Source organism: Micromonospora sp. LOL_021, from assembly GCF_048060215.1.
In the GTDB taxonomy this organism is placed as follows: domain Bacteria; phylum Actinomycetota; class Actinomycetes; order Mycobacteriales; family Micromonosporaceae; genus Micromonospora_E.
In genome coordinates, this window is record NZ_JBHMIN010000018.1 from 11,106 (window position 1) to 32,951 (window position 21,846).

At 71.2% G+C, this 21,846-nt stretch carries 17 protein-coding genes, 1 tRNA gene and 1 pseudogene; 15 read left to right on the plus strand and 4 right to left on the minus strand.

All coding sequences use genetic code 11. The features are described from left to right. Nucleotides 1–11 precede the first annotated feature (11 nt). The 5 genes and pseudogenes from murJ (at nucleotide 12) to ACFHWT_RS14135 (ending at nucleotide 7,490) form a co-directional block, all read left to right on the plus strand. Complete coding sequence (gene murJ / locus ACFHWT_RS14115; RefSeq protein WP_416595056.1) at nucleotides 12–1,661, plus strand: murein biosynthesis integral membrane protein MurJ; 1,650 nt, start codon at nucleotides 12–14, stop codon at nucleotides 1,659–1,661. Next, nucleotides 1,658–2,869 carry a glycosyltransferase family 4 protein gene (locus ACFHWT_RS14120; protein WP_416595057.1) on the plus strand — a complete coding sequence of 404 codons (1,212 nt, stop codon included), beginning with the start codon at nucleotides 1,658–1,660 and terminating at the stop codon, nucleotides 2,867–2,869. Before murJ ends, ACFHWT_RS14120 begins: the two co-directional genes overlap by 4 nt. After that, nucleotides 2,869–4,986: pseudogene (locus ACFHWT_RS14125) on the plus strand (hypothetical protein); the annotation flags it as partial. The gene ACFHWT_RS14120 and the pseudogene ACFHWT_RS14125, both read left to right, overlap by 1 nt. A 150-nt stretch (nucleotides 4,987–5,136) precedes the next feature. Further along, nucleotides 5,137–6,837, plus strand: coding sequence for a CTP synthase (locus ACFHWT_RS14130; protein ID WP_416595058.1), 1,701 nt, complete (start codon nucleotides 5,137–5,139; stop codon nucleotides 6,835–6,837). Continuing rightward, complete coding sequence (locus ACFHWT_RS14135; protein ID WP_282230543.1) at nucleotides 6,837–7,490, plus strand: NUDIX domain-containing protein; 654 nt, start codon at nucleotides 6,837–6,839, stop codon at nucleotides 7,488–7,490. The genes ACFHWT_RS14130 and ACFHWT_RS14135 overlap by 1 nt, the downstream gene beginning before the upstream one ends. A gap of 115 nt (nucleotides 7,491–7,605) precedes the next feature. On the opposite strand, the gene ACFHWT_RS14140 is transcribed toward ACFHWT_RS14135, so the two are convergent. Then, nucleotides 7,606–7,857 (minus strand): TM2 domain-containing protein, encoded by a 252-nt coding sequence (locus ACFHWT_RS14140; RefSeq protein WP_278168812.1) that lies wholly within the window; start codon nucleotides 7,855–7,857, stop codon nucleotides 7,606–7,608. Between the two features lie 259 nt (nucleotides 7,858–8,116). Here ACFHWT_RS14140 and ald point away from each other — a divergent pair, with 259 nt between their 5' ends. The 9 genes from ald to ACFHWT_RS14185 all read left to right on the plus strand — a co-directional run bounded on the left by ald (nucleotide 8,117) and on the right by ACFHWT_RS14185 (nucleotide 16,197). After that, a complete protein-coding gene (ald, locus tag ACFHWT_RS14145; RefSeq protein ID WP_416595059.1) occupies nucleotides 8,117–9,232 on the plus strand; it encodes an alanine dehydrogenase in 1,116 nt (371 codons plus the stop codon). Beyond that, nucleotides 9,229–10,197, plus strand: coding sequence for a site-specific tyrosine recombinase XerD (locus ACFHWT_RS14150; RefSeq protein WP_416595137.1), 969 nt, complete (start codon nucleotides 9,229–9,231; stop codon nucleotides 10,195–10,197). Before ald ends, ACFHWT_RS14150 begins: the two co-directional genes overlap by 4 nt. A gap of 216 nt (nucleotides 10,198–10,413) precedes the next feature. Next, nucleotides 10,414–11,343 (plus strand): ParA family protein, encoded by a 930-nt coding sequence (locus ACFHWT_RS14155; RefSeq protein WP_123601316.1) that lies wholly within the window; start codon nucleotides 10,414–10,416, stop codon nucleotides 11,341–11,343. 42 nt (nucleotides 11,344–11,385) lie between these two features. Beyond that, complete coding sequence (locus ACFHWT_RS14160) at nucleotides 11,386–12,339, plus strand: segregation and condensation protein A (protein ID WP_416595060.1); 954 nt, start codon at nucleotides 11,386–11,388, stop codon at nucleotides 12,337–12,339. Next, the gene (scpB, locus tag ACFHWT_RS14165; protein WP_416595061.1) at nucleotides 12,336–13,127 is read left to right on the plus strand and encodes an SMC-Scp complex subunit ScpB; all 792 of its coding nucleotides are present in this window, start codon (nucleotides 12,336–12,338) and stop codon (nucleotides 13,125–13,127) included. Before ACFHWT_RS14160 ends, scpB begins: the two co-directional genes overlap by 4 nt. Beyond that, nucleotides 13,114–13,854: a pseudouridine synthase gene (locus tag ACFHWT_RS14170; protein ID WP_123601318.1), complete on the plus strand. Its 741-nt coding sequence runs from the start codon at nucleotides 13,114–13,116 to the stop codon at nucleotides 13,852–13,854. The genes scpB and ACFHWT_RS14170 overlap by 14 nt, the downstream gene beginning before the upstream one ends. A gap of 99 nt (nucleotides 13,855–13,953) precedes the next feature. Then, the gene (gene cmk, locus ACFHWT_RS14175; RefSeq protein ID WP_416595062.1) at nucleotides 13,954–14,634 is read left to right on the plus strand and encodes a (d)CMP kinase; all 681 of its coding nucleotides are present in this window, start codon (nucleotides 13,954–13,956) and stop codon (nucleotides 14,632–14,634) included. After that, entirely contained in the window at nucleotides 14,631–16,016 is a 1,386-nt protein-coding gene (gene der / locus ACFHWT_RS14180; RefSeq protein WP_416595063.1) for a ribosome biogenesis GTPase Der, read from the plus strand. Before cmk ends, der begins: the two co-directional genes overlap by 4 nt. Nucleotides 16,017–16,123: 107 nt before the next feature. Then, nucleotides 16,124–16,197 (plus strand) — tRNA-Pro (locus tag ACFHWT_RS14185). 123 nt (nucleotides 16,198–16,320) lie between these two features. Here ACFHWT_RS14185 and ACFHWT_RS14190 read toward each other — a convergent pair. The 3 genes from ACFHWT_RS14190 to ACFHWT_RS14200 all read right to left on the minus strand — a co-directional run bounded on the left by ACFHWT_RS14190 (nucleotide 16,321) and on the right by ACFHWT_RS14200 (nucleotide 19,657). Next, nucleotides 16,321–17,670, minus strand: coding sequence for an IS4 family transposase (locus tag ACFHWT_RS14190; protein ID WP_416595064.1), 1,350 nt, complete (start codon nucleotides 17,668–17,670; stop codon nucleotides 16,321–16,323). 180 nt (nucleotides 17,671–17,850) lie between these two features. Next, nucleotides 17,851–18,624 (minus strand): thioesterase II family protein, encoded by a 774-nt coding sequence (locus ACFHWT_RS14195; protein ID WP_416568278.1) that lies wholly within the window; start codon nucleotides 18,622–18,624, stop codon nucleotides 17,851–17,853. Between the two features lie 43 nt (nucleotides 18,625–18,667). Next, complete coding sequence (locus ACFHWT_RS14200) at nucleotides 18,668–19,657, minus strand: M20/M25/M40 family metallo-hydrolase (protein ID WP_416595065.1); 990 nt, start codon at nucleotides 19,655–19,657, stop codon at nucleotides 18,668–18,670. A gap of 308 nt (nucleotides 19,658–19,965) precedes the next feature. Between ACFHWT_RS14200 and ACFHWT_RS14205 the strand changes: the two genes are divergently transcribed. Continuing rightward, a complete protein-coding gene (locus ACFHWT_RS14205) occupies nucleotides 19,966–21,696 on the plus strand; it encodes a cellulose-binding domain-containing protein (protein ID WP_416595066.1) in 1,731 nt (576 codons plus the stop codon). The last annotated feature ends 150 nt before the right edge of the window (nucleotides 21,697–21,846 follow it).

The window sequence follows — 21,846 nt, forward strand, 5'->3', positions numbered from 1 at the left end:
AGGACGCGGCAATGACCAACTCGGCGGTCGGCACCCGGGTCGCCGGTGCTGCGGCGCTGATCGCGGTGCTGACCGTGGCGAGCCGGCTGGCCGGGGTCGGCCGTACCGCCGTCTTCGCCTGGTCGGTGGGGCCGACCGCGCTGGGCGACATCTACCTCGCCGCCAACACGATCCCCAACATCATCTTCGAGATCGTCGCCGGGGGAGCGCTGGCCAGCCTCGTGGTGCCGCTGCTCGCCGGCGCGGTGGCCGCCGGTGACCGTAGCGGCGTGTCCGCGACCACGTCGGCGCTGCTCACCTGGACGCTGGCCCTGCTGGTCCCACTCGCGGTACTGCTCGCGTTCGCGGCCGGGCCGATCGTGCGGCTGCTCGACGCCGACGCCGGTCCCGCGCAGATCGACGCCGGCACCCTGATGCTGCGGCTGTTCGCCCCGCAACTTCCGCTGTACGGGATCGCCGTGGTGCTCACCGGAGTGCTGCAGGCCCACCACCGGTTCGCCTGGCCGGTGATCGCCCCGCTGCTGTCCAGCGTCACGGTGATCGGCACCTACCTGACCTTCGCCGCCACCGAGGGACGGCTGGCCGACCTGCCCGGGGTGGGCGCGTCGGGCCAGCTGCTGCTGGCCGCCGGTACCACCGGCGGTGTGGCCGTGCTGTCGCTGTGCCTGTTCGTGCCGCTGCGCCCGCTGGGTCTGCGGCTGCGACCCGGCCTACGGTTCGTCGGCGCGGCCCGCGACGTGGTCGGCCCGCTGGCGGCGGCCGGCGCGGTGACTGTCGGCGCGCAGCAGCTCGCCATACTGGTCGCGGTCTGGCTCTGCTTCGCCGGTGGCGCGCCGCAGGGCAGCGTCGTGCTGTTCACGCTGGCCCAGACGGTGTTCCTGCTGCCCTGGTCGGTGCTCGCGGTGCCGCTGGCGACCGCCGCCTACCCGACGTTGGCCGCAGCCCACAGCCACGGGGACATCGCCGGGTACCGGTCCAACCTCGGTCCGGCCGTGCGCGGCGTGGTCCTGCTCTGCTGTCTCGGCGCGGCCGTCCTGGTCTCGGTCTGCCTTCCGGTTGCGGCCTTCCTGGTCCCGGCCGGGCAGGCCGGGACGCTGGCCGCCGGCATCGCCGGCTTCGCTCCGGGCCTGATCGGCTACGGCATCTTCGCGATCGGCTCCAGGGCGCTGTACGCGGCCGGCCGCCCGGCGCCTGCCGCCGCAGCGGTAGCCGGCGGCTGGAGCTGCGTGCTGGTTGCCGCGCCGGTGCTGTCGCTGGTGCTGCCGGACCGCGACCGGGTCCCCGCCTTGGCGCTGGCCAACGCGCTGGGCATGTTGGTGATGGGGCTGCTGCTGGTCGCGGCGCTCCGCCGGGTCGGCGGTGGCGCGGTGCTGACCGGGCTCGGCCGGGCGACGGCGACCGGTCTGGTAGCCAGTGCCGCCGCGGCGGCTGCGGGCGCCGGCGTGGCGCACCTGACCGGGCCGGGGCCGACCACCCCGACCGTGCCCGGTGTGCTGCTGCAGGGCATGCTGTCCGGGGTGACCGGGTTGGCGGTCTTTCTCGCGGTGGCCCTGCCTGCGGACCGCCACGATCTGCGGCCGATGGTTGTTGGTGCGGTGCGCCGGACCTGGCGACTGGCGGCCGGGTGGCGACGGGACAGGAAGGGGACGGAGTCGCGGTGAGTGATCCGACGGACGACCGCTGGGCCGGTGCGGTCCTGCTGCTGATCGGCTCCAGCACGGGCGGTATCGGCCAGCACGTCGCATCCCTGAGCCGCGGCCTGGTGTCGGGCGGGGCGCGAGTGACCGTGTGTGGTCCGCTCGCTGTCGAACAGCAGTTCCGGTTCACCGCGTCCGGTGCCCGGTTCGTCCCGGTGGAGATCCCGGCCAACCCGACCCTGGCCGACGCCCGCGCGGTGACCGCGATCCGCCGCGTGCTCGCCGACGGGGCCGACGTGGTGCACGCGCACGGACTCCGCGCCGGATTCGTCGCGGCGCTCGCCCGACCGTCCGCGCCGATCGTGGTGACCTGGCACAACAGTGTTCTCGCAGGTGGACTGCGGGGGCGGCTCGCGCGGCTGGTCGAGCGGCGGGTGGCGCGGGCCGCCCAGGTGACCCTCGGCGCCTCCGCCGACCTCGTCGAGCGGGCGTTGGCGCTCGGCGCGCCCGATGCCCGGCTCGGCCCGGTGGCGGCGCCGGAGTTGCCCGCGCCGAGACGCAGCCGTGCCGCGGTTCGCGCGGAGTTCGGTGTCGGCGCCCGTCGACCCCTGGTGCTCTCGGTCGGCCGGCTGCACCCGCAGAAGCGCTACGATTTGCTGGTCGACGCCGCCGCCGGGTGGCGCGAACTGACCCCACCGGCGCAGGTGGTGATCGCCGGAACCGGGCCCAGTTACCTGTCCCTGGCGGCGCAGATCTCGGCGGTACGGGCCCCGGTCACCCTGCTCGGCCACCGTCATGACGTGGCCGACCTGCTACTCGGTGCCGATTTGGCGGTCGTCAGCAGCGACTGGGAGGCTCGACAGCTGTTCGCCCAGGAGGCGCTGCGGGCCGGCGTACCGTTGGTGGCGACCGCGGTCGGCGGGTTGCCCGAACTGGTCGGAGACGCCTGCCGGCTGATTCCGCCCGGCGACCTGGCCGCACTGGACGGCGCAGTGCGCGAGTTGCTGAGCGACCATCAGCAGCGGGCCGACCTGGCCGATCGTGGACCCCGGCAGGCCGCCGGCTGGCCGACCGACGCGGACAGTCTCGACCTGGTCCGATCCGTCTACCGGGAGTTGACCCACGGGCGGGGCGTCGCCGGCGGGCGGAAGGTAGCCGGCGGTCAGTCGGTGCCGGGCCGCCGCAACGGGCCGGCCGACCGCGACGACCGACCCGTGGACGGGAGCGGCTGATGCGTCACCGGGTCGTGCCGCTGCTGCTGATGTCGGCGCTGCTGGCCGCCGGCGTGGCGGCACTGGCCGACCGGCCGGCGGTGGGCACCTCCGGCCGCAGCGCCGACTACGTGGTGATCGTCGGAGTTCCGGGCCTGCGCTGGGACGACATCGACCGGCGGACGACGCCGACGCTGTGGCGGCTGGCGGAGCGGGGTTCGATCGCCGCACTGTCGGTGCGGTCCGCGCAGCGGCCGACCTGTCCGGCCGACGGCTGGGTCACCCTCGGCGCCGGCAACTACGCGGCGTACGACGGCACCACCGGCGACGGCACCTGCCCGCCGGCGCAGATCGCCGTCGAGCAACCCGACGGCATCGGCGGATACCTGACGTCGCAGCCCGCGACCGTACGCCTCAACCAGGAACGTCTCGCCTGGGGCGCGGTGCCCGGCGCGTTGGCCGAGTCGGTGCGGTGCACGGTGGCCGTCGGGCCGGGTGCCGCGCTGACCGCCGCCCGGCCGTTCGGCCGGGTCGACCGCTACGAGCCGGCACTCCCGCAGGACCCGGCTGACCTGCTCGCCTCCTGCGTGCTGAGCGTGGTCGACGCCGGAGTGGTCGCCGGTTCCGACCCGACCGAACGGTCCGCCGCCGCCCGGCGGGCCGACGCGACGCTGGCGCGGGTCCTGGCGGCCCGCCCGCAGCGCTCACTCGTGCTGGTCGCCGGGCTGGCCGGCACCGGCGCACCGACCCGGTTGCACGTCGCGATCGCCGACGGCCCCGGCTGGGACGCCGGGTGGATGACGTCGCCGACCACCGGCCGGGACGGCTACCTGCAGCTGGTGGATCTGGCGCCGACCGCGTTGCACGTGCTCGACCGGGACCAACCCGACGGGCTGTTCATCGGCCAGCCGGCGAGTTCGGCACCCGGCCGGCCGGAGGACCTCGCGACGGCGATCGCGTACCCGGCCGACGCCGACCGGGAGGCCCGCGCCCAGCGACGCGCCGCGGTCTGGTTCTTCGGCCTGCTCGCCGGGTTTCATACGGTCCTCGCCGTGGCCGTCGTACCGTTGCTGCGCCGGGTCCGACGGACCGCCGGGCGGTCCGGCCCGGACCCGGTCACCCGACGGGCCAACGCCGTCATGGAGGTGCTGCTGATCGCGGCCGCGCTCGTCATCCCGGCGGCGCTGCTGGCCGAGGTGGTGCCCTGGTGGCGCAGTGGCCAGCCAGGCCCTGCGTTGGCCGTGACCACGGTGCTGGCGGTCGCCGCCACGACGGCGGCGGTCCGGTTCAGCCGTTCCTACCGGCACACGCTCGCCCCGATGACGCTGGTCGCCACGATCGCGGCGGCGGTCGTCGCCGCCGACGTGCTGACCGGGGCCCGGCTGCAACTCAACGGCGTCACCGGGTACTCCGCCTCCGAAGGCGGCCGCTACGCCGGGCTCGGCACGGTGGGGCTGGGAGTGCTGATCGCCGGCACCCTGCTAGCCGCCGGTTGCCTGGCCCAGCGGGTCCGGCGGGGCTGGCGGGTGACGGTGGTGGTCACCGTCGGTGGTGCAGCGGTGATCCTGGTCGGCAGCCCCTACCTGGGTGCCGATCCGGTAGGAGCGATCGCGTTGACCGCCGGGGTGGCGATCACGGCGGCGATCAGCACCGGTGGTTGGCTGAGTGTGCCCAGAGTGGCGTGGGCGACGATCGCGGGTCTGCTGGTGACCGCCAGCTTCGCACTGCTCGATCTGCAGCGGCCGCAGACCGAACGGGGCAGCCTGGGACGGTTCCTCTCCGCACTGGCCGATGGCACCGGCGGTCTCACCCTGCACCGTTCCTCGGCGGCCAACATGTCGGCCCTGCTGAGCAGCCCGTTGACGGTGCTGGCGCTGGTCGCCGCGGTACTCGTGTGGTTCGCCCTGCTGCAGCCGTGGGGCGGGCTGAAACGGCTGTTCGGCATCTACCCGGCGGTGCGGGCGGCGATGGCCGGCATCGCTGTGTCGTCGGTGATCGGCGGCGGACTCGCGGGTTCTGCGCTGGACGTGGCTGGTGCGGCGGCGGCGGTGACCGTGCCGCTGGCCGCGCTGGTGGCGTTGCGGGTGCTCGGGCACTCGGCGGACCGGACCAGACCGTCGACCGGCCCGGCGGGCTCGGCCGAGCAGATCCCGGCGAAGGCACCCGACGAGGTCAGCGGGTCCGCTGTTTCGGCAGGTGTTACCGTGGAGTCCCGTGGATCGCGCCAGCAGCTTCATCAGTGACGCGCCGGTCTGCACGACCAGTCAGACGACCCACGGGAGCACGCATTGGCCCCTTCGACACAGACGGTACGGCACATTTTCGTCACCGGGGGCGTCGCGTCCTCACTCGGCAAGGGGTTGACCGCATCCAGCCTGGGCAACCTGCTCAGCGCCCGCGGACTCCGGGTGGTGATGCAGAAGCTCGACCCGTACCTCAACGTCGACCCCGGCACGATGAACCCCTTCCAGCACGGTGAGGTGTTCGTCACCGACGACGGCGCCGAGACCGATCTCGACGTGGGGCACTACGAGCGGTTCCTCGACCGTGACCTGTCCTGCAAGGCCAACGTGACCACCGGTCAGATCTACTCCGAGGTCATCGCCAAGGAACGCCGGGGCGAGTACCTCGGCGACACGGTGCAGGTGATCCCGCACATCACCAATGAGATCAAGGCCAGGATCCGGGCGATGGGGGAGCCCGACGAGCACGGGCTGATCCCGGACGTGGTGATCACCGAGGTAGGCGGCACTGTCGGCGACATCGAATCGTTGCCGTTCCTGGAGGCGATCCGCCAGGTCCGCCACGATGTCGGCCGGGACCGCTGCTTCTACCTGCACGTGTCGCTGGTTCCCTACCTGGTGCCGTCCGGCGAGCTCAAGACCAAGCCGACGCAGCACTCGGTCGCCGCGCTGCGCAGCATCGGTATCCAGCCGGACGCGATCGTGTGCCGCTCCGACCGGGAGATCCCGGACAAGTTGAAGCACAAGCTGTCGCTCTACTGTGACGTGGACCGGGAGGCGGTCATCGCCGCCCCCGACGCGCCGAGCATCTACGACATCCCGAAGGTGCTGCACCGGGAGGGCCTCGACGCTTACGTGGTGCGCCGGCTGGGCCTGTCCTTCCGGGACGTGGACTGGACCAGTTGGGACGACCTGCTGGAGCGGGTGCACCATCCGCGACACACCGTGACCGTGGCGCTGGTCGGCAAGTACGTTGACCTGCCGGACGCGTACCTGTCGGTGACCGAGGCGATCCGGGCGGCGGGTTTCGGGCACCGTGCGCGGGTGCAGATCCGGTGGGTGCCCAGCGACGAGTGTGTCAGCCCGAACGGTGCCGCCGCCGCGCTCAGCGGGGTCGACGGGATCGTGATTCCGGGCGGGTTCGGGGTGCGGGGCATCGAGGGCAAGATCGGCGCGGCCCGGTACGGGCGGGAGAGTGGTGTCCCGGTGCTCGGGCTCTGCCTCGGTCTGCAGTGCATGGCGATCGAGGTGGCCCGCAACGGCGCCGGTCTGGCCGGTGCCAACTCGGCAGAGTTCGACGAGGAGGTCGAACACCCGATCATCGCGACCATGGCCGACCAAGAGCAGATCGTCGCCGGCAAGGGGGACATGGGCGGCACGATGCGGCTGGGCGGGTACCGGGCATTGCTGTCCGAGGGCTCGATCGTCGCGCAGGCGTACGGGGCGACCGAGGTCAATGAGCGGCACCGGCATCGCTACGAGGTGAACAACGCGTACCGGGAGGTGTTGGAGAAAGCCGGGTTGCGGATCTCGGGCACCTCGCCGGACGGCCGGCTGGTGGAGTTCGTCGAACTGGACCGGGCTGAGCACCCGTTCTTCGTGGCCACCCAGGCCCATCCGGAGCTGAAGAGCCGTCCGACCCGGCCGCATCCGTTGTTCCACGCCTTCGTCGGTGCCGTGATCACCTATTCGGAGGCCGACCAGTTGCCGGTGGATCTGGCGCCGGCCCCCGGAGGCCGAGCCTGATGCGGGAGCACGGGCCGGACGCCGAAGACGGCTCGGGCGGTCACGCCTACCAGGTGTTGTCGCGGACCGACCGGTTCTCCGGCCCGGTCTTCTCGGTTGTCAGTGACGAGGTGACGATGCCGGGCGGCGGTGTGGCCAGGCGCGACTATGCACGGCACGTCGGCGCGGTCGCAGTGGTCGCGCTCGACGAGGCCGGACGGGTGGTGCTGATCCGTCAGTACCGCCACCCGGTGGGCCGGCAACTGTGGGAGCTGCCCGCCGGCCTGATCGACGTCGCCGGGGAGGACCTGCCCGTCACCGCCCACCGGGAGCTCGTCGAGGAGGCCGACCTGGCCGCCGGTCGACTCGACCTGCTCGTCGATGTGCACCCGTCGCCGGGATTCTCGGACGAGACGGTCCGGATCTTCCTCGCCCGGGACCTCACCCCGGTGCCGGAGCAGGACCGGCACCACCGCCACGACGAGGAGGCGGAGCTGCAGGTCCGCCTCGTCGACCTCGACGAGGCGGCCCGGATGGTGCTGGCCGGCGAGATCACCAACGGTCCGGCGGTGGCCGGTCTGCTGGCTGCCGCCTGCGCCCGGCAGACGGGGTGGGCGGCGTTGCGTGCCGTCACCGAACCTGCCCCGCGCCCGCCCGGCGGCGCAGCGCGCTGACCCGGTGGACAGCGAACGGCGGCCGGGGCGGATGTTGTCCGCCCGACCGCCGTTCGACTTGTCGCAATCTCCGTTCGGCTACCGGTTAGGCGGTAGTCGCCGAGCTGTGGTGTGGTCAGTCGCGCAGCGGCCGACCCTGAGCGTCGGTGCCGCCGTTGACCAGGACGAGAATTCCGTCGATCAGGCCCCAGAGCGAACCGAGGCCGCAGGTGACGACGCTGACGACCAGCTGGAGTACGGCAATCTTGGTGTGGCCTGTATAGAACCGGCCGACTCCGAAGCCGCCCAGCAGGATGCCGAGGACCCCGGCGATGATCTTGCTCTTGTCGGAGACGCCACCGGCGCCAGGATGCTGAGGAAAGGTCATGAAGCGGCAATGTAGTGACCTTGGTCCAGGTCGTCGCAGCGAAGGTCCGGATTCTGGGAAAACTGTGAACGGGTGCTACCTGGTGGTCTCGAACCTTCACTCTGTGTGGCTATCTGGCCGGTGGCTGCGCGGGATGACACACCGTCAAGCCGCGCCGACAGTGACTGTCAACCTGCGGGCTGTCGGACCCGTCGACCGGATTTAGACTTCGCCGGGAGACAGGTTCGGGCAGCGTGGCCTGCGGAAAGGTGACGGCGACGTGAAGGTTGGCATTCCCCGCGAGGTCAAGAACCACGAGTACCGGGTGGCGATCACCCCGGCCGGGGTGCACGAGTTCACCCGGGCCGGTCACCAGGTGACGGTGGAAACCGGTGCCGGCGTCGGGTCCTCCATCACCGACGACGAGTTCGCCGCCGCCGGGGCGAGCATCGCCCCGAGCGCCGACGATGTCTGGGCAAGCGCCGACCTGGTACTCAAGGTGAAGGAGCCGGTCGCCGAGGAGCACCACCGGATGCGTCCCGGCCAGGTGCTCTTCACCTACCTGCACCTTGCGGCGTCGTGGGAGTGCACCGACGCCCTGCTGCGGCAGCGGGTCACCGGAATAGCGTACGAGACGGTGGAGAACGCCGACCGGTCCCTCCCGCTGCTCGCACCGATGTCCGAGGTCGCCGGTCGGCTGGCCGCGCAGGTCGGCGCGTACCACCTAATGCGTCCCGGCGGCGGGCGCGGCGTGCTGATGGGCGGGGTCCCCGGCGTCTACCCGGCGAAGGTGGTGGTCATCGGGGCCGGGGTGTCCGGGATGAACGCGGCGGCGATCGCGCTCGGGATGCACGCCGACGTCCTGCTGCTCGACCGGGACATCAGCAAGCTGCGTCAGGCGGAAGCGATCCACCAGGGGCGGATGAAGACGGTTGCGTCAAACACTTACGAAATCGAGCGGGCGGTGATCGACGCGGACCTGGTGATCGGCGCGGTCCTGGTGCCCGGGGCGAAGGCACCCAGGATCGTCACCAACGAACTGGTGTCCCGGATGAAGCCTGGCAGTGTGCTCGTCGACATCTCGATCGACCAGGGTGGCTGTTTCGAGGACTCCCGGCCCACCACCCACGCCGAACCCGTCTACCCGGTCCACGACTCGGTCTTCTACTGCGTGGCGAACATGCCGGGCGCCGTCCCGCACACCAGCACGTACGCGTTGACCAATGTCACTCTGCCGTACGCCCTCGAACTCGCCAACCGGGGCTGGCGCGACGCGCTGCGTCACGACCGGGCTCTCGCCGCCGGGCTGAACACCCACGACGGCGAGATCACCTCCGGTCCGGTGGCCGAGGCACACGGCCTGGGCAGCCGGTCGTTGGCCGAGGTGCTGGGCTGACCGGCGACGCGCCGCCGCCGGCCCCGGCGCTGCGGCACGCGGTCCGCAGCTACCTGGACCACCTGACCGTCGAACGCGGGCTGTCGCAGCACACCCTCCGGTCCTACCGGCGCGACCTGGACCGCTACCTCGGCACGCTGGCGCACCTGGAGATCGACGAGCTGGCCCAGGTGGGGCCGGCGCAGATCACCGGGCACCTGGCCGCGCTGCGGGCCGGCGCCGACGGGCAGCCGCCGCTGTCAGCCGCGTCCACCGCTCGGGCCGCCAGCGCCATTCGCGGGCTGCACCGGTTCGCCGTCCGGGAGGGACACGCCGACTCCGACGCCGGCCGCGACGTCCGTCCCGCCGTCCCGCCGCGCCGGCTGCCCCGGGCGCTCGACGTCGACCAGATCGAACGGCTGCTGGCCGCCGCCGGGGCAGTGGACGGTTCGGTGCCGCCGCTTGCCGTACGCGACCGGGCGCTGCTGGAGTTCCTCTACGGCACCGGGGCGCGGATCTCCGAGGCGGTCGGTGCCGCCGTCGACGACCTCGACCTGGACACCGGGGCGGTCCTGCTCCGCGGCAAGGGCGGCCGGCAGCGGGTGGTCCCGGTCGGCGGGTACGCGGCAGACGCGCTGCGGGCGTACCTGACCCGGGTACGGCCGGCACTCGCGGCGGCGGGCCGGGGCAGCCCGGCCGTCTTCCTCAACGCGCGGGGCGGGCAGCTGTCCCGGCAGAGCGCGTGGACGGTACTGCGGCGCGCCGCCGAGCGCGCCGGGCTGCCGGTGAGCGGGGCGCATCCGGTTTCCCCGCACACCCTGCGGCACTCGTACGCCACCCATCTGCTCGACGGCGGCGCGGACGTACGGGTGGTCCAGGAACTGCTCGGCCACGCGTCGGTGACCACCACTCAGGTCTACACTCTGGTGACCGTCGACCGGCTCCGCGAGGTCTACGCCACCTCGCATCCGCGGGCCCGTTATTGACTCGCAGGCGGATGCGGGTGCGAACGTCGGGCGTACCCGGGCCATGCCGGGTCGACACGCCGGACCGGTGTCCGCCGCACCCCGGCCGGGTGGCGTACAGTCGGGCAACGGCGCGGCTTTCGTACGGCGGCAGGCGAAGGCCCCGCAGCGGCGACGCCGCTGCAGACGCCGGTCGGCTCCGGCGCCGAGCAGTCGTCGGGAGGGGGCGCACAGGACATGGCGGGCAACAGTGACCGTGCCGAGGCGTGGACCTCGACGCTCCGCGAACAACAGGCGGGGCTCGATCTGAGCGCGGAGCTCGGTCCCGCCGATCCGACCGCCTACACCATGCGCAAGCCGATCCCCGAGCCGATGCCGACCGACCGGCACGGACCGGCGCGAATCATCGCGATGGCCAACCAGAAGGGCGGCGTCGGCAAGACCACCACGACGATCAACCTCGGTGCCGCGTTGGCCGAGTATGGTCGCCGGGTGCTGCTGGTCGATTTCGACCCGCAGGGCGCGCTGTCGGTCGGGCTCGGGGTCAACCCGCACAACCTCGATCTGTCGGTCTACAACCTGCTGATGCAGGACGACGTCACCGCCGAGGACGTGCTGATCAAGACCGACGTCGCCGGTCTGCACCTGCTGCCGGCCAACATTGATCTGTCGGCCGCGGAGATCCAGCTGGTCAACGAGGTCGCCCGGGAGATGGCCCTGGCCCGGGTGCTCAAGTCGATCCGCAAGGAGTACGACTTCGTTCTGATCGACTGCCAGCCCTCGCTCGGTCTGCTGGCGATCAACGCGCTCACCGTGGCGCACGGTGTGCTGATCCCGCTGGAGTGCGAGTTCTTCAGCCTGCGTGGGGTGGCGCTGCTGCTGGACACCATCGACAAGGTCCGCGAGCGGCTCAACTTCGACCTGGAGCTGGAAGGCATCCTCGCCACGATGTACGACAGCCGCACCACCCACTGCCGGCAGGTGCTGCAGCGAGTGGTCGAGGCGTTCGGCGACAAGGTCTACCAGACGGTCATCACCAAGACGGTGAAGTTCCCCGAGTCGACGGTGGCCGGCGCGCCGATCACCAGCCTCGACCCGGCCTCGTCCGGGGCCCGCAACTACCGGCAGCTGGCCCGCGAGGTCATCGCGCACCAGGCGGAGCGCTAACCTGCGGTGCAGCTCGTCGAGCAGGTGGACTACGGTCGACGGGTGAGCGCTCCGACGGTCGACGTGACAGCTGGGCAGGTGGCCGGTACGGCACCCGGATCCGGCGACGCCACCGGCGTGGCCCTGCCCGGCGAGAGCACCGGATTCACCGTCCGGCTGGACAACTTCACCGGCCCGTTCGACTTGCTGCTGCAGCTCATCGGTAAACACAAGCTGGACGTCACCGAAGTGGCCTTGCACCAGGTCACCGACGAGTTCATCGCCTACATCCGGGCGATGGGCGACGACTGGGACCTGGACGAGGCCAGTGAGTTCCTGGTCGTCGCGGCGACCCTGCTCGACCTCAAGGCCGCCCGGCTGCTGCCCGCCGCCCAGGTCGAGGACGAAGAGGACCTGGCTCTGCTGGAGGCCAGGGACCTGCTGTTCGCCCGGCTGTTGCAGTACAAGGCGTTCAAGGAGGCCGCGGCGCGTATCGCCGAGCTGGAGACCGACGGGGCCCGCCGCTATCCCCGCTCGGTCACCATGGAGGAGCGGTACGCGCAGGCGCTGCCCGAGCTGGTGCTCGGTATCGGTCCGCAGCGGCTCGCGAAGCTCGCGATCAGGGCGATGACGCCACGCGTCGCGCCGGTCGTCTCCATCGACCACGTGCACCAGATCCGGGTGAGCGTGCGGGAGCACGCCACTCTGCTGCGGGACCGGCTGCGCCGGATGGGCACCGCGACGTTCCAGACGCTGTGCCTGGACTGCGAGTCCACCCTGGAGGTCGTCGCACGCTTCCTCGCGCTGCTGGAGCTCTACCGGGAGGGTCTGGTCGGCTTCAGCCAGGAGCAGGCACTGGGGGATCTGACCGTACGCTGGACCGGAGGCGCCGACGGCGGCGGGGAGCTCACCATCGACGAGTACGCCGGCCACCCGGAGGAACGGGACGCCGCCGCGGCACCGGCCACCCAGTCGGACGCGATCCAGTCGGACGCCGTGCAGGAGGAGATCCCGTGAGCACCGACGAGCAGCCCGACTCGCTCGCCGAGCAGGCGGCCGCCTGGGTGCCACCGTGGGCGCGGGCCCCCGTACCAGCGGACCATGCCAGCGCGCCCGAACCGGAGCCGCCGCCGGCCCCCGAGCCCGAACCGGTCCCGGCGGCGGAGTCGACACCGCCTGCGCCCGGACCGGTGCCAGTCGCTGAGCCGACGCCGGTGGTCGAGCCGTCGCCGCGCCGACCGGAGGCGCTGGCGTTGCTCGACGACGCCGAGCTGCGCGCCGCGCTCGAAGCGATCATGCTCGTGATCGACGAACCCGTCGCCGAGGTGGTCCTGGCCCAGGTGCTGGAGCAGCCCACCGACCGAATCGCCGCGGTCCTCGCCGACCTCTCCGCCGGCTACACGGCGGCTGGTCACGGCTTCGACCTGCGCCGGGTGGCTGGCGGCTGGCGGCTCTACACCCGTCCGGAGTACGCACCGTACGTGGAGCGGTTCGTGCTCGACGGGCAGTCGGCACGGCTGACCCAGGCCGCGCTGGAGACCCTCGCCGTGGTCGCCTACAAGCAGCCGGTGACACGTGGTCGGGTCTCCGCGATCCGGGGCGTCAACTGCGACGGGGTGATCCGTACCCTGTTGTCCCGTGGCCTGATCGAGGAGTGTGGCAGCGAGCCGGAGTCCGGCGCCTACCTCTACCGCACCTCGACGCTGTTCTTGGAAAAACTGGGGTTGGACAGCGTCGAGGAGCTTCCCTCGCTCGCGCCGTTCCTGCCCGACGACGTGGAAGAGATTGCCGATGCCCAGCGATGACGACAGCGGTGTCCAGCGTCTGCAGAAGGTGCTCGCCACCGCCGGGGTCGGCTCGCGGCGGGCCTGCGAGGATCTGATCTTCCGACGGCGGGTGACGGTCGACGGACGCATCGCCCAACTCGGCGACAAGGTCGACCCGCGTACGGCGGTCATCCACGTCGACGGCGAACGGGTCGTCGCCGACCACCGGCTCGCCTATCTGGCGATGAACAAGCCTCGCGGCGTCGTTTCCACCATGGCTGACGAAAAGGGGCGTACCGCGCTGTCGGACCTGCTCGACCGGGTCGACCAGCGGGTCTACCACGTCGGCCGGCTGGACGCGGACAGTGAGGGGCTGTTGCTGCTGACCAACGACGGCACGCTGGCCCACCGCCTGATGCATCCGTCGTACGGGGTGCCGAAGACGTACCTGTGTGAGATCGCCGGCCCGGTGCCCCGGGCGGTCGGCCGCCGGCTGCTCGCCGGTGTCGACCTCGACGACGGGCCAGCCAAGGTGGACAAGTACGCGCTGCTGGACACCCTGGGGCGCACCGCGCAGGTCGAGGTGGTGCTGCACGAGGGGCGCAACCACATCGTGCGTCGGCTGTTCGACGAGGTGGGGCACCCGGTCTCGCGACTGGTGCGTACCGCCATCGGGCCGATCCGTCTCGGTGACCTGCGGCCGGGGCGGACCCGGCGGCTGAACAACGCGGAGGTCGCCGCCCTCTTCGCGGCCGTCAGTGACTAACCAGGCATGATGGACCCGGAAAGCGGGCACTCGGCAGGTGTCCTCGTGGATGCCCCCGGGACTGCCGGGGCCGGTGGTACGGGAGAGAGGAAACCGACGGTGGCTGAGCAGGCACGGACCGGGCACTTCGTGGTGGCGGTGGATGGTCCGTCCGGATCTGGCAAATCCACGGTTTCCCGGCGACTGGCCACCGCGACAGGTGCCCGCTACCTGGACACCGGGGCGATGTACCGGGCGATCACCTGGGCGGTGCTCCGGTCCGGCATCGACCCGCACGACACCCCCGGAGTCGTCAAGGTCGCGTCGGACGTCACCTTGACCGTCGGCACCGATCCGGCGGCACCGCACATCAGTGCGGACGGCGTCGCGGTGGACGTCGAGATCCGCAGCCAGGAGGTCACCTCCGCGGTGTCCGCGGTGGCCGCCGTGCCGGCGGTACGTGAACGGCTGGTCGCCGAGCAGCGTGCGTTGATCGACCAGCCGGCCCCGATCGTCGTCGAGGGCCGTGACATCGGATCGGTCGTCGCACCCGACGCCGACCTCAAGGTCTACCTCACCGCTTCGGCCGAGGCCCGGGCGATGCGGCGCAGCGCCGAGACCGCCGCCGACGTGGCGGCGACGGCGGCGGCACTGGCCCGCCGTGACCGGCTCGACTCGACCCGGGCCGCCGACCCGTTGCAGCAGTCCGCCGACGCGGTGGCGCTGGACACCACCGGGATGGGCATCGACGAGGTCGTCGACCGGCTCCGTGAGCTACTCGTAGCCCGGATCTCCCGGTGAGCGCCGAGGCGGTCCCCGACGAGCGGACCGGACCGGCCGCGCCGGTCCCGGTGGTCGCCGTCGTCGGGCGCCCCAACGTCGGCAAGTCCACACTGGTCAACCGGATGATCGGCCGCCGGCAGGCGGTGGTGGAGGACACCCCGGGCGTGACCCGAGACCGGGTGCCGTACGACGCCAACTGGTCCGGCCGGCAGTTCGTCGTCGTCGACACCGGCGGCTGGGAGCCGGACGCCCGGGACCGGGCCGCCGCCATTGCCGCCCAGGCCGAAGCCGCAGTGGCCACCGCCGACGTCGTCCTGTTCGTCGTCGACGCGACAGTCGGCTCGACCGACGTCGACGAGGCTGCGGTCAAGATGCTGCGACGCAGCGCCAAACCGGTCCTGCTGGTCGCCAACAAAGCCGACAACATGTCCGTCGAGCTGGAGTCGGCCGCTCTGTGGTCGCTCGGCCTGGGCGAGCCGTACCCGGTCTCCGCGCTGCACGGCCGCGGGTCCGGTGACCTGCTCGACGCGGTCCTCGACGCGTTGCCCGATCCGCCGCCGATTACCGAGCCGGGTGGGCCGCGCGGCCCACGCCGGGTCGCCCTGGTCGGCCGGCCGAACGTGGGCAAGTCGAGTCTGCTCAACCGGCTCGCTCGGGAGGAGCGGGCCGTCGTCGACTCCGTCGCGGGCACCACCGTCGACCCGGTGGACAGCATTGTCGAGATCGGCGGTGAGCCGTGGCAGTTCGTCGATACCGCCGGGCTGCGCAAGCGCGCCAACCGGGCCAGCGGCACCGAGTACTACGCCAGCCTGCGCACTGCGGGCGCGATCGAATCGGCCGAGGTGGCGGTCGTCCTGCTCGACGCCAGCGAAGTCCTGAGCGAGCAGGACCAGCGGGTGCTGTCGATGGTCGTCGAGGCCGGCCGGGCGCTGGTGATCGCGTTCAACAAGTGGGATCTGGTCGACGCCGACCGACGATACTACCTGGAGAAGGAGATCGAACGGGACCTGCGGCGCATCCCTTGGGCGATCCGGGTGAACATCTCCGCCCGGACCGGCCGGTCGGTGGATCGGCTCGCCCCGGCGCTGCGGACCGCGCTGGCCAGCTGGGAGACCCGGATCCCGACCGGCCAGCTCAATCAGTGGATCACCGCCCTGGTGCAGGCCACCCCGCACCCGGTACGCGGCGGTCGCGCACCGCGCATCCTTTTCGCCACCCAGGCCGGCGTGGCGCCGCCCCGGTTCGTGCTGTTCACCACCGGCCCGCTCGACGCCGGCTACCAGCGGTTCGTCGAACGTAAGCTGCGGGAGGAGTTCGGCTTCGAAGGCACCCCGATCGAGGTCACGGTGCGCCCGCGCAAGCAGGTGGGTCCCGGCGGGCGGGGCAAAGCCCACGGCTGACGCCTGTTGCCACTGTGGCTGTCGTGGCCGTCGGGTGGGGCCACGGAGTCCTGGCCGACCGGTGCGCTACGCTGTACCGGCTGCCGCTGGCGTTATGTCGGCGGAGGCGGGACGTGGCGCAGCTTGGTAGCGCACTTGACTGGGGGTCAAGGGGTCGTCGGTTCGAATCCGGCCGTCCCGACAGTTGCTAAAGAAGCCGCTGACCAGGGGTAATCTCTGGTCAGCGGCTTCTAATGCACTGTGCCTCGGTAGGAGATTGCTGATCTAGACCCAACGCCGTTCAGTTAGGCGGTGTGGGTTGGTGTCAAGGGCTGGTCATGACCGTGATGTCGATCGTGGCCCGGTAGCTGGCGCGGTCGATGTCGGGTCCGCGGGCGTTGTACTTGGAGATCGCGCGTTTGACGATCCGTGCCTTGGTACGGACTCGTCGGTCGGGTAGAAGTGTGGCCAGGACCCGGCGGCCGATCACGCCGATCAGGTCGATGTGGGTGTCCGCGATCACTCCGGCGGCGAGGATGACCTGGTCACGGGCGGTATGCAGGGCGACCGTGAAACTCGCCCGGTCGGGGTCGAGCCCGGTGACACTGTCCGTGGCGTCGGTCATCGCGGTCCGTAGCAGTTGGTAGGTGACGAGCAGGGCGTAGATCTCCTGTTCCACGCCGGTCGGGGTACGGGCGCGTAGGACACGTCCGCCCAGGATGGTCGACTTCAGTTCGAGGTAGGCGGTCTCGATCTCCCACCGCTGGTGGTAGAGGGCGACGAGTTCACCGGCGGGGTAGCGGCGGTGGTCGAGCAGGGTGGTGATCAGGCGGTAGGTGCCGGTGTGGCGTCCGGTGCTGGTGGCGATGGTGATCTGGGCGTCGATGACGCGGACGGCCAGGGTGCCGAGTTGGGACTGGTAGGAGCCGTCGCGGTGGCGGCGGCGCACGGGTAGGCGTCGACTGTTCTTGCATCGCACGAGCAGGTCGGTTCCGGTGGCGGCGAGTCCGGTGAGCAGGTCGGCGGTGTCGTAGGCGCGGTCGGCGAGCAGGAGCATCCCGGGGCGCAGGCTGGCGGCGAGTCGGGGTGCGTATCCGGGTTCGCCGGTGGTGGACGGGCCGAAGACGGCGTCGATGACGGTGCGGGTTCCGCAGGCGAGCAGGGCCAGCAGTCGGATGGTGGGGTAGCCGCCGGTGCCGTGGTTGCAGCGGTGTTTGACCAGTGTGGTCAGGTTCGCGGGGCTGTCGGGCACGCTGATCAGGGTGCCGTCGAGTGCGCAGACCAGCAGACCGCGCCAGTGGCTGGCGGTGGCGGTCGTGGCGGCGGGGCCTCGGAGCAGGTCGAACAACGCGTGCAGGGGTGCGGCGCCGAGTCGTTGTCGGGCCTGGCGTAGCGCGCTGGGGGTGGGTGTCGCCGGGGTGAGACCGCGCAGGCCGGCGGTCATCCGGTGCCAGACCTGGGTGTAGCCGAGGTCGGTGAACAGGCAGCCGGCGAGTAGGAGGTAGACCACGACGCGTGCGGGTAGCAGCCGGACCCGGGACTGGGTCCGGCCGGTGTCGGCCACCGCTTCGTCGACCATGTCGAAGGGTATGAGCTGGGTCAACTCGCCGAGGTGGCCGGGGGCGTACGGGCCCGCCGCGACGGTGGTGGTGGTCGTTATGGCAATCTGGTCCACGAGCGGAGTTCCTGGTTCGGGGTGTCTTGGAGTGACAACCCTTCTACCGGAACTCCGCTCCTTCCGTCCTGATCAACACACCTCTTGACACCAACCCACACCGCCTAACTGAACGGCGTTGGATCTAGACCCGTCTTTCGCACATGCGGTTGAGTGACTTGCGTTGCGGGTCCGGGCACCTCACCGGTCGGGCATACCGTCGCGTGCCGACAGCGACCGGGTGACGATCTCGAGGACGGCTGGGCGGTGCTCGTTGAGAAAGAAGTGCCCGCCGGTCATCGTGTGGATGGTGACGCCCGCGGTGGTGTGCCGGCGCCACGCGTCGGCCTCGTCCGGGGTGGTCGTCGGGTCGGCGGTGCCGGTCAGTACCGTCACCGGGGCGGAGATCGTCACGTCCGGGGCGCACCGGTAGGTCTCGATCGCACGGTAGTCGTTGCGGATCGCCGGCAGCAGCAGCGCCCGCATCTCCGGGTCGGCGAAGACCCGGCTGTCGGAACCGTCGAGGGCCGTCAGCTCGGCGATGAGGCCGTCGTCGTTGAGAGTGTGTACGCGTTCATCGCGGTGCCGGGACGGAGCGCGGCGGCCGGAGACGAAGAGCCGGCGAGGAGTGAGCCCCAGCCGGTTCTCCAGCCGTCGTGCCACCTCGAAGGCGACGGTCGCGCCCATGCTGTGTCCGAAGAGGGAGACGTCGCCGCCGAGGTCGGGCAGGGCGGCGAGCGCGTCGAAGGCTCCGTCTGCGAGGTCGGCGACGGAATTGGCGAAGGGCTCGTCGTGGCGCTCCATGCGACCGGGGTACTGCACGGCGAGAACCGCGACGGCGGGGGCCAGGGCGACCGAGTGCCGGAAGTAGAAGCTGGCGCTGCCACCGGCGTGCGGGAGGCAGATCAGGCGCGGCGCGTCCACCGCCGCCGAGTGGTAACGGCGAATCCAGGCACCTGCGGTGATCGATGTCATGGGTGTCAGGATGCCGTCCAGGCTTCGCGGGCGCCAGTGCCGGCTAGTCGAGCCGCTCCGCCAGGATCTCCACGGCCAGGGCGGTGGCTGCGACCACGTCCGCCACCTGCTGCATGCTGACCGTTTCGGGGACATCGCCGGCCCGGTGGTAGTGCGGGTTGCGGAAGTTGGCCGTGTCGGTGATTTGGACCGCGGGCAGATCGGCGTCCCAGAACGGCAGGTGGTCGCTGCGCGCGAAGTGCTGGGTGAACGGCACGAAACGGCCAAGCAGCGGCCCCAGCACAGGGAGGTCGGTGGGTGCGCGGAGCAGAATAGTGCCGGTCGGGCCGGCCAGCTGGGTCAGGGCGGCCGCGAACAGCGTCGCCATCGTACGACTGGACCGCTGGTAGAGCACGGCAGCGAAGTCCGCTCGCTGCCCGTCGCGCCGAATTCGCTTGATCTGCCCAGGGTAGAGCAGGCCGAGCCCGGTCGGCAGATGTTGGCTGCCGGGCTCCGTGCTAGCGAATCCGAGCATCTCGAACACATAGGCGCCGACCACCTTCCGCCTGGCAACCGACATCTGCCGCACCAGGTGACGGGCACCGTGAAAGCCGAGTTCCTCGTGGTCGACCGCGACGAGCAGTACCGTACGGCGGAACCGTGTCCCACCCAGCAGTCGTGCCAGTTCCAGTAGCCCGACCACGCCGGTGCCGTTGTCGTCGGCGCCGCCGGTGCCTGGAACCGTGTCGTGGTGGGCGAGGACCAGGACCACCTCGGAGAGCTCGCCCTCCTTGGCCGCGACGATGTTGACGCCGTCGATGTCCACGTCGGTCAGGACGTCCTCGTACCGCCCGCTCGGCCCCCACTGGGGGACACCCCGCGCGTGAAACCGGTCGAGTCGGGCCGTCCAGCCCGCTGCCGCGAAACGGTCCCGTAGGTCACCGTCCAGCTCGGCGCAGGCGCCCGGGGTGAGCACCCGGACCCGGGGTGCCGGGAGTGTCCGGAGCTCGTGTCGGAGCGCGTCGGCGTCGACGGTCGCGCGCAGCTCGCGCACACGTTCGACCTGCCCGGGGTCGAGAACGGGTAGGCGAGGTTCGGCTGCTCCAAAGATGATCAACCTTACATCGGTGGACGTCAGCGTATCCAGTTGACAGGAAAAGTGCTGGGCGTAATATTGATAAAAGTCAATCAACGGTGCGTTCGCTGTCCTTCCTTCGGACGATCCGCCACGCCGCGCTGCCCGGTGCCACCCGTGCCGCGCCACACCGGGCACCTCGTGCTTCCCGCCGCCCGGGGTGGTCGACCGTACGTGACAGCGTGCGCTGTCGATCCGTCCGAACCTCAGTGGAGGAGAGCCAGCACATGCGCTTACATCGGTACCGGTCCCGGCTGTGGACAGCCGCGACCGTGGCGGCCGTGGTCGCCGGGAGCGGAGTGGCCGTCACGGCCGCGTACGCTGCCGTCGGGTGCGGCGTCACCTACTCCGTCGCCTCGCAGTGGCCGGGTGGGTTCACCGCCAACGTGGCCATCACTAACCTCGGTGACCCGGTCAGCTCGTGGACGCTGACCTGGAGCTACGGCAACGGTCAGCAGATCACCCAGGCCTGGAACGCCACGGTGTCGCAGAGCGGTGGACAGGTCACCGCCCGCAACGCCAGCTACAACGGCAGCATCGCCACCGGGGCGACCGCGTCGTTCGGTTTCAACGGTTCGTGGAACGGCAGCAACACCGCGCCGACCAGCTTCGCGCTCAACGGCACCACCTGTACGGGCTCGCCCACCGATCCCACCACCCCGCCGCCCACGACCGCGCCGCCGACCACCCCGCCGCCCACGATGCCACCCGGCGACCCGACCTGGGGTACGGCGTTGCCGCCGGCGAGTGCGCCCAGGAGCCGGGCGTACGAACTGATCGCCACCGCCAACGAGAAGGGCTACCTGCCGCGGGCCGGGGAGTGCTCGGTCGAGATCCACGCCCGCTACTGGACCTACGGCCCGGACGGCAAGGTCTACCCGACCTGGCACCCGACCCGGGACCCGAGCGGCTGCAACTTCGGCCACGAGCACGGTGACGATCCCCGGACCTCGGACCTGTACGGCACCGCCGGCTGGCCCGCCTTCGGGTACACCAGCGAGGTCATGCTGGACAACATGCCCGACCACAGCCACCGCCACGAGGACCACGTGGGGCACAAGGTGCTGGTGGTGAACAACAGCAACGTCATCCAGGGCGACAACGGCACCAGCTTCTTCCCGCCGCAGGGGCCCACCATCGCCGTCTGCGACATCCTGCTGAAGTTCCACCAGGGCACCCACTCGCCGGACGCGTTCACCAACAACGTCCACGAGTTGCTGTTCAACCAGCGCTGTGTCGGAAGCAACGGTGGCCCCGTCACCGAGGCCCGGTACAACGCGATGATCCCGCTCGGTCGACCCGGCGGCTTCAGCCCCAGCGAATGCCCCGGCTTCGGTCGCCCGTTCATCAACGTCGCACCGGCGGTGCCGGCGGACTCGCCGTCGGACACCCGGTCGCTGGGTCGGCTGATCGCCGAGACCGGCTGTATCGACGCGATCCGGGAGGGCCGGACACACTTCGACCCGCTGTACCCCAACCCGGTGCCGTTCACGGTTTCCGACATGGACGACTTCTGGTTCTCCGACGTGCAGGTGACGGGCTCCGGGCTGGACTTTCACCTCGCGCCGCTGTTCTACGTCGTCAATCCCTCCCGGTACTACGACCCGACACTGCCGAACAGGATGGGCCGGATCGTGGACCTGTGCTACACCGACCTGGCCGGTGGCGACTACTGCGCCGAGGCTCGACAGGTGACCCAGCAGACCGGCCAACAGGTCGCCTGGGACGATCCCCGATCGCCGTTCAAGGGCACCCTGCGCGAGTACCGGCCCGGCACCTTTTCGGTGCGCAACAGCGGGCCATCCACGGTCTACACCGACGTGTACGGACGCAACGCCTCCACCACGCCGTTCGCCGGCTCCATCGAACAGTACTTCTCCGGTAACACCGGAAGCGAGATGTACGTCCGAGGATCCATCAAGGACTACGCGGCGACCGGAGTCCACGCCCCGAACTGACACCTCTGACCCGGGCACCCCCGGCCGCGGTACGCCGTGAGCCGGCCGGCACCGCACAGGGCGGGCCATCGGCGAACCCGATGGCCCGCCCGTCGTCTGCACCCGACACGTCGGCCGGGCAACGCCGGAGAAGCCCGGCAGCCGCCAGCC

Bases quoted from the DNA above. Each gene is read 5' to 3' on its own strand.
- murJ (WP_416595056.1), top strand. From the start codon at position 12: ATGACCAACTCGGCGGTCGGCACCCGGGTCGCCGGTGCTGCGGCGCTG.
- ACFHWT_RS14135 (WP_282230543.1), top strand. From the start codon at position 6,837: ATGCGGGAGCACGGGCCGGACGCCGAAGACGGCTCGGGCGGTCACGCC.
- ACFHWT_RS14140 (WP_278168812.1), bottom strand. From the start codon at position 7,857: ATGACCTTTCCTCAGCATCCTGGCGCCGGTGGCGTCTCCGACAAGAGC.
- ACFHWT_RS14155 (WP_123601316.1), top strand. From the start codon at position 10,414: ATGGCGGGCAACAGTGACCGTGCCGAGGCGTGGACCTCGACGCTCCGC.
- ACFHWT_RS14170 (WP_123601318.1), top strand. From the start codon at position 13,114: ATGCCCAGCGATGACGACAGCGGTGTCCAGCGTCTGCAGAAGGTGCTC.
- ACFHWT_RS14195 (WP_416568278.1), bottom strand. From the start codon at position 18,624: ATGACATCGATCACCGCAGGTGCCTGGATTCGCCGTTACCACTCGGCG.
- ACFHWT_RS14205 (WP_416595066.1), top strand. From the start codon at position 19,966: ATGCGCTTACATCGGTACCGGTCCCGGCTGTGGACAGCCGCGACCGTG.